This is a genomic window from Sulfitobacter undariae (assembly GCF_014196805.1).
Taxonomy (GTDB): Bacteria; Pseudomonadota; Alphaproteobacteria; order Rhodobacterales; family Rhodobacteraceae; genus Sulfitobacter; species Sulfitobacter undariae.
Map to the genome: position 1 here is coordinate 1 of NZ_JACIEI010000031.1, position 7,814 is coordinate 7,814.

The window sequence follows — 7,814 nt, forward strand, 5'->3', positions numbered from 1 at the left end:
GCGCTCCATGGAGAAACTCCCTTATAATCCATCTGTCAGGGCTGAATCTCAGATCAGGGGCTCACAAGGAAGGTGGGGTGGGCGCACCGCTTACGAACATCAGCGCTCGCGCCAAAACTAACTATGCGCGATTTGGATGGCATCAGGGACGTCGTTCAGGAGTGTATTGATGCGCTCACTAACCAGGTTCTCGCTACAAATCACGAACCAGAACCAGAGTATCTCACGACAAGAGAAGTCGCCAAAATAACGAAATATTCCGTGGCCGCCCTCGAGGCTTATCGGGGCAAAAAAGGTGGACCGTCATTTTACAGGCAGGGCACAAATGTGCGTTATCGTTCCGATGAGGTGCGCGAGTGGATGGAAGCAGCCAAATTCGAATAGGTTACCTTCAAAATTGGGGATGCGGATCGCTTTGACGAGTATTGTCCCAGCCTGAAACCTGGGATGAATAAATCATATTGATACGTCTACTGCGCACACTGAATTGAAATGATCAGTTGCATGTCTCTGGCAGCTCCTGTCCAGCACCTATTGTGCGCGAAGGCCCTTGTTTGTGCAGTAATCGCATTTTTGGGATATGGTGAAAGATAGGATGTATCATAAAATCTGAATAAAAAGTTAACGCATCAAAGATCTTGAGGGAGTTGACTACCGCTACCGAGACTAATTTTACAAACTGACCGACTGCTACGCCCACAAGGCCTAAAGGTTGAGCGTCTCACAGCTCTTTTACCCGGATATATTGCAAAAAAATCACTGGTTAGACCTCCGATTTCTCCGCATAGTGGCTCAATAGTTTTCAAAGACGGTGTATTAATTTGACCAATCAGTTTCAAAATGATCGGCCCCATTCGCTTGCTAATGATGAGGTGCCATCGTCCAGCCCGCTCGATGCAGCAACGACGTCAGTAATCATACCCTATCGGGCAAATTTGCTCGGTAATATAGAGCAAGCGTTGAAAGGTTTGCTTGGCTATGGAATTATGGCGTTGGAACTAATCCAGAACGCCGACGATGCTGGAGCTGCAAGCCTTTCATTCGATGTACGAGATGAGGCATTGGTAGTTTCCAACGATCGGAGCTTCACAAGCTGCGGCCTTCAGGATGCTGAATGTCCTTGGATCAAGAAGGGTGACCCCACCAATGGCTTGAAGCGCCCTTGCAACTTCCATGCGATTTCAGAGATGGGTAGCCGAAGTAAGCTGCACGATAGTGAGCAAATCGGACGCTTTGGAATCGGTTTTGTTTCAGTTTATCAAATCACCGATACCCCAATTATCCGCTCCGCCGATGTCGAGCTGCGCCTAAATCCGCAAACTCAGGAGGTCGTTAAAAGCGAGGTTGTCCAAGCCGATGGTACCAAATTCATCTTGCCTTGGGCCGCGACGGAATCGGAGGTTCGATCGGGACTGAACGCTTCACCGACGCCAGCGGACATTGTGGACAAAGTTGTCGCGGAAGTTGGGAATGTTCTTGAAAGTAGTTTGCTCTTTCTGCGTCATGTTGAACGGGTCGAACTTAGACGCAATGGGGCCGTTGTCACTGTTTTGGAAATCGTACGAACTGGCGAAGAGGTGAAATTGAAATTTAAGCCGTCCGGCATCACACGACGTTGGCTGGTCTTGTCCCGCGAAGCAGATGACATTGTGAACTCGGATAAAATATCCGAGAAATTAAAGGTTATGAGCCGGCTTGATCGATCGCGGACAGTAAATGTTGCAATCCCTCTGGACATCGAACAGTTCGACGGCCTTCTTTATGCTTATTTGCCAACCCGACAAACTACAGGGATGCCTGTTCACGTAAATGCCGACTTTTTCCCTCACGCGAGTCGACAGGCAATAGTGTTGGAAGGCGAGAGTCATGAACGTATCTGGAACCAGGCTCTCATCGAGACGGCAGCCGAGGTTTTGGGAGATAACCTTACCCGCATTCGTGATTTACTCGGCCCAAACCGTTTCTGGGCTTTGATGGAGGCTGCTTTTCAACGCAAGGCGGATTTAACCTTTAAGTTCTTTTGGGATAAATTAAGCAAGGCCGCCTTGGATGTACCATTAGTATGGACCACCCAAAGTGAGTGGCGCCTGCCAAAGAATACCGCGCTTCCTCCTGAGGCAATGACTGCCGTTGACCAAGACGCACTTGCAGATCTCGGCATTCCCCTCATCCATCCCACTATTCGTCGATATTGGACGGTGCTATCGAGCCTTGGAGCGCAGCGGCTCGGGTTGTCCGATCTTGTCACAGCCCTTGAAGACAAAGGCGATGATGCGACTGTGGGCGGTGGCGAATCTCTACGCCGGCTCTGGTCGGCCACTGCACAGCTGATTGAGTATTCAATCGATAAGCCTTTAACACCTGCGGTGCTAAAAAGATTAAAGGCCGTGCCCTTCCTTTTAGACGCCAAGGGTCAACCAATTAACCCCAACGATGCTCGAAAATTGCCAGCGAATGTATCAGAGGTCGCTCTGAGTGAATTCGTTCCGGATCGCCGCCTGGTCCATTCCCACGTGCTGTTGCTTCCGCAAATCGGAGCGCTCGTAAGAGAGTACCGTTTGAAGGATCTTGCCACCGATCTCGCCGGCAAAATAACTGACCATGCGTCAGCATCTTCAACGATAGGTGAAACCGATGCCGAGGCGCGGCATTTCTACGGCCTGCTCACATCCTTCACGACTGATGATAGGGCCGCGGACGTATCTGGAATACTATCAAATGTCCCAATGCTCCGGACAGGGGCAGGCTTCGTTAGTCCGGCAAGGGGACAACTACCTGGAGACTTCAAGGATCCTATTGGCCATTTTGAGATTGTTGATACACGGTTATTTTGTCCCGGTATGATGGAATTTGCCCAACATGTGCTACAGGTCGATGTCCTTACTTTCCATCAGTATATCGAGGACCACCTTGAAGATATTCTCGCAAGTGGATTATCTCGAGAGCAATACGGCATACTGCTTTCCGAAATCGTGGACCATCGTTTCCAACTTGACGAAAATGGTACGAATGGTGCGTTAGCGAAGACGGCTTTTGTCCGCACGCGCGCTGGGGAATTCGTTCGACCGGCCAAGGTTTACTACTGGTCCGCAGACCTGGAAGCGATTCTGGGCAAAGATCCGTCCCGATGGGTTGACGAGAGCTGGCTTCCACGCGGGCATCCTGGGCGACTTCGAGACCTTTTCGATCGATTGGAAATGCCCACAACTGTCTCGACGGCGCATCTCGTCGAACGCATCGCAGAGATTGCGGAGACCAGTTCCCTTGATGAAATAGTTAAGGAAACAACCCTCATAATTCGACATATCACGGAACGATGGAATCGCTTCGATGATGACGATGTCGAAGTTCTAAAGGGGCTGAAACACGTTTCGTTTCTTTCTGCAGTAGTTGATGGAAAACGTCACGAAGATACGAGATACTCACCTACACAAGTCTATCGGGCAGTGCGCGCAGCCGCCTTTGCTTCCCAAGTGCCCATTGTTGAGATGCCTCCCCTCCGACAGTCAACTACCGTAATTTCCGCATTTTTGGATATTATCGAAATGCCGTCGGAACCACCGACTGACAAAGTTGTAGCACATGTTGAGCATTGCATTGAGACCAACGAAGAAGTGCACGATCTGACTTATCAAATGCTAAGTGAACGCTTGGAACGCTCGGATAATGAAGGTTGCATTGATCGCCTCAAGGAAACGAACTTCATCTATGTTCCTGGATTCGGATTTATTGGTGGGGGTGAGGTTTTCTGGTCTCCCCCCCCTTTTGGTACGTATTGGCATTCTGCAAGTCAGCGCATGCATCTACGGCAAAATTTGTACCGACGGCTCGGTGTCACCGACGCGCCGGAGCCGAAACACTTCTCTTCCCTGGCCATGCACATTGCGCAAAATGCTCCCCTTTCTGGCAATGACATCGTCATCCATAGTCGTTGTCTTGCTGCTCTTGCCGAAGCGCTTGAAGCCGAAGGCCCCAGTGCCGCGGAATCTGTCGATAGCCTGTTAGGCAAACAAGCTTTCGTTTCTGTCAGTGGAAAGGCGTGTTGGACAGAAGAGGCGATATGGCTCGATTCCGAACAGCTGGCTAACCCCTTTGGGGCGGACCTTGACGATCGGCTTATACGGCTGACCGATGTGTCTCGTTCAGCTGCGATCCGATTCTTTCATCGCTTAGATGTGCTTGCGCTGTCTGATCTTGCCAGATTTCGATTGGCCGAGGAGCCTGATGGTGTTGCTGCCGAGGAGCCAACCTCAAGATTGCAGTCGCGAGCAGATTTAATCCTCTGGCTCGCGCCAAATCGCGCTGCTCGTCAAGCATTGCGTGAAAGTCTCGCGGGGCTCGATATCCGCTTCTCAAGCCAATTGCTGGTACAGGCGGAAATCGATGCATTCGATCCGCCTGTGCGCACCCCAGCTTCGGCTGCGAATTCCTACTTGGATCACGAGGCCGGGCTACTGCATATTCGTTCTGAAATCGGCCGTATGGATTGGATCGCAGCGTTCCGCGCACTTTTTGCTGCTGTAGAGCGACATTGTCCGACCGCCGATGTACCACCGCTATGTGCGACTGCTGCCTTCATAATGTCGCTCGAAGATAGAGCAGATGCAGAACAGGCTCTTCGAGAATCGGGATTCAAGGCACCAAGTGACGAGGAGTCCGAAATCGAAGTTGGTAGGATGTTGAGGGACGAAGAAAGTGATGCACATGCCGAGGCGTACGACGAAACTGAAGTTATTGAGGGTGGTCCCTCCGGCCAAGATATTCCGGGGGATACTGAAAAAGATGTCACTACTGGCAGTCATGTCGCTTTCAATTTTAGCGGGGCGTCTGACACGAAGATTGGGGCCGGCGTCGACCATAAAGGTGCCAGCGAAGGCTTTAACGGGACTGGCGCTGATCATTCGATAAATCGAGGTGCTGGTACTTTTGAAGACAATGAAGATGACGTTGGTCTCGACGATGAAAGTTATGGATCATTAACTGGTCGTGGCGCCTTCGGAAAAGAATCAAGCGCTGACGCAGTAAGTGATGTGTCCGTTGGAGCTGAAGCCGAACCAGTCAACGCAACGTCGAGTCCAAGGAGCCGCGGAGGTGGAAATTTTCATGGGTCTCGCGATGATCAAAAAGCTGGTGCCATAGCTGAGCGTCAAATCCGCCGGACACGCATGCTTACATATGTCGCACGTGGTGAGTTGCGAGATGAGGACAGCACCGGTTCGAAAGCTTCTGCAAGTGACGATATCACAGATTTGATCGATGCAGCGGCTATGAAGGCAGCACTCAGCTATGAACAAACTCGGGGATGGGATGCAGAGCGACAACCCCACTTCAATCCTGGTTTCGATATTGCATCGAAATCCTCAGAAGGAAGTCGCCGTTTAATCGAAGTCAAGGGTCTCGAAAATGAATGGAACGAGCGGGGTGTCAAGCTGAGCCATGTGCAGTTTTCAATGGCAAGGGAGCATCCAGATGAATTTTGGATTTACGTAGTCGAACATGCTCGCGACATAGATCGCCAAAGAGTTTATGCGATCAGTAACCCCTTCTCCAAAGTAAAGGAATACTGGTTTGACCACAACTGGCATGATGCGAGTGAAGAGCGAGTATCGTCACGCGATATCCACCTGCAGGTCGGTCTAAAAGTGAAACATCAAATGTGGGGCAATGGCGTAGTTGAAGAGATTAAGTCACGGGGACTTATTCCGTTCGTCGTTGTCGACTTTGGCAAGATCGAGGGCCGGCGAGGAATACCGTTCAACACTTCACTCAGGATAATTGACTAATGGCAAGATGCTACCCAATCCCGAGTGATGCTGTCTTTGAATCTAATGCTGAGCTTCGGGTATATGAGGCCCTCGCTGAAAAGCTCGGTTCAGACTACGTTATACTGCATTCGGTGGCATGGATCTCGCGCCCGGGAAAGGATGGGCCGCGAGAAGGAGAGACTGACATTCTAATCGCCCACCCCACGCGCGGGGTGCTTGTATTGGAGGTAAAAGGAGGACGAGTTTCACTTGACTATAGTACACTGAGTTGGACATCGATTGACGGCAATAATAAGATTCATAAAATTAAGAACCCTTTCGATCAGGCCAGACGCGGAAAATTCGCCTTGTTAGAGAAGCTCAAGGAAAATCCGATTTGGAAAAAGATGAACATCGGTCGCTTCAATCTTGGCTATGCAGTGTTCGCCCCAAGTGTCGGGGACGGTGACCGCCTTAGCGGACCTGATGCTCCGGTGGAAATCATCGGAGATCGGCGCGACTTAAATAGTATCGACGTATGGGTCGAGCGGGTTTTCGACTTCTGGTCACAAAACGATCGAGCAAACCAGCCTATCGGAATGCGTGGAGTGGACGGTCTCGTAGCCCTCTTCGCGAGGTCTGTCTCTACGCGACCCTTGCTCTCCGCCCGGATTGCCGATGAGGATGATTTTCGCCTTTCGCTAACGACTCGCCAGGCTGCTATACTGGACGTTTTGCGTCGCCAGCGCAGAGTTATGATCGCCGGTGGCGCCGGCACTGGGAAGACGCTCATAGCACGTGAGAAAGCCGTAAGACTGGCCTCAGAAGGCATGCGTACGCTGTTCATTTGCTACAATCGTGGGCTCGCCGACCATCTTCGTGAACTGTGCTCAGGGATTGAAGGCCTCGATGTCGCTACTTTCCACCAAGTATGCCATCGCTGGATAACACTGGTGAAATCAAAATATGGTCGGGACTTAATGTCCGAAGCGCGCGTCGAAATCCCACGCGGTAACGAATTCGATCACCACATGCCCTTGGCGTTCGCCAACGCAGTAGACATCTTGGGCCCGCGGTATGAGGCGATCATAGTTGACGAAGCTCAGGATTTTGGTGACGAGTTCTGGCTTCCCATAGAGATGCTTTTGACGCGACCAGAGGAGGCCATGCTTTATATTTTCTTGGACGAAAACCAAGATATTTATGGCCGATCTGCGGAAATTCCGGTGCAGGGAGAACCGATGGTGCTTGATCGAAATTGCAGGAATACCGATGCTATTCATGCGGTGGCTTACAACCATTACCGCGGAGCCCTTGTCGATCCTCCTGAAATTAATGGCGCTGACGTTGAATGCCTTTTTGCTTCTGATATCCACAAACAAACTAAGTTGATTGGCACACTGATAACAAAGCTCATCGTCGAAGAACATGTAGCTCCGCATGATGTCGCGATCTTGCTCTGTGACGTTGGAGATCGAACTATGCGGGAAGCGTTACTCCAGAAACTGCCGCTGCCGAGCTCAGTGTTGCTGGGGCGAATAGAAGACTTCGGTCCTGGGCAGCTGACGGTAGACTCCGTCGCCCGCTTTAAGGGCCTCGAGCGCCCCGTTATTGTACTCTGGGCCTTCGACAACTGCAGCGTTAGCGCGGATCGCGAAACTCTCTATGTGGGCATGTCGCGTGCCAAATCACTTCTCTATTTGTGCGGCTCCCGTGAAGCATGTGACCGTATTTTGAGTATAGTAACTTAACTTTAGAAGTTGAGCCTAAGCGTCACAATTGTTGGGAACATTTTGATCTGGCCGCACCAGAGCCTTGTCCGTAACCGCGCCATTGATACCGCAGCTTATGCAGCTTGACTGTTCTTGACAGTGGTGGGTGCCCAGTTCCACGGCAGCAATTCGTCCAAGCGGTTGATTTTGTGGTCATGGATGCGGTCGAGAATGTCGGCAAGGTAGGCCTGCGGATCGAGGCCGTTTGGACCTGTCACGCTTTAGTGCCGCCCCAAGTGCTCGTTTAAGCCACCTTTCGTTCGAAGGCGACAGGGCTTTTCCAGCCCAGTGCTGAGTG

General features: G+C 51.2%; 3 protein-coding genes and 1 pseudogene. 3 read left to right on the forward strand and 1 reads right to left on the reverse strand.

Features of this window, described 5'->3' with window-relative positions; translation table 11 throughout:
* Positions 1-123 precede the first annotated feature (123 nt).
* The 3 genes from GGR95_RS18550 to GGR95_RS18560 all read left to right on the forward strand — a co-directional run bounded on the left by GGR95_RS18550 (position 124) and on the right by GGR95_RS18560 (position 7,495).
* Entirely contained in the window at positions 124-384 is a 261-nt protein-coding gene (locus GGR95_RS18550) for a helix-turn-helix transcriptional regulator (RefSeq protein WP_184568360.1), read from the forward strand.
* A gap of 437 nt (positions 385-821) precedes the next feature.
* Positions 822-5,783, forward strand: coding sequence for a protein NO VEIN domain-containing protein (locus GGR95_RS18555; RefSeq protein WP_184568361.1), 4,962 nt, complete (start codon positions 822-824; stop codon positions 5,781-5,783).
* Entirely contained in the window at positions 5,783-7,495 is a 1,713-nt protein-coding gene (locus GGR95_RS18560) for a nuclease-related domain-containing DEAD/DEAH box helicase (RefSeq protein ID WP_184568362.1), read from the forward strand. The genes GGR95_RS18555 and GGR95_RS18560 overlap by 1 nt, the downstream gene beginning before the upstream one ends.
* A gap of 95 nt (positions 7,496-7,590) precedes the next feature.
* Here the strand turns inward: GGR95_RS18560 and GGR95_RS18565 are convergent.
* Positions 7,591-7,722 (reverse strand): annotated as a pseudogene (locus GGR95_RS18565) (transposase domain-containing protein); the annotation flags it as partial.
* Positions 7,723-7,814: the final 92 nt, after the last annotated feature.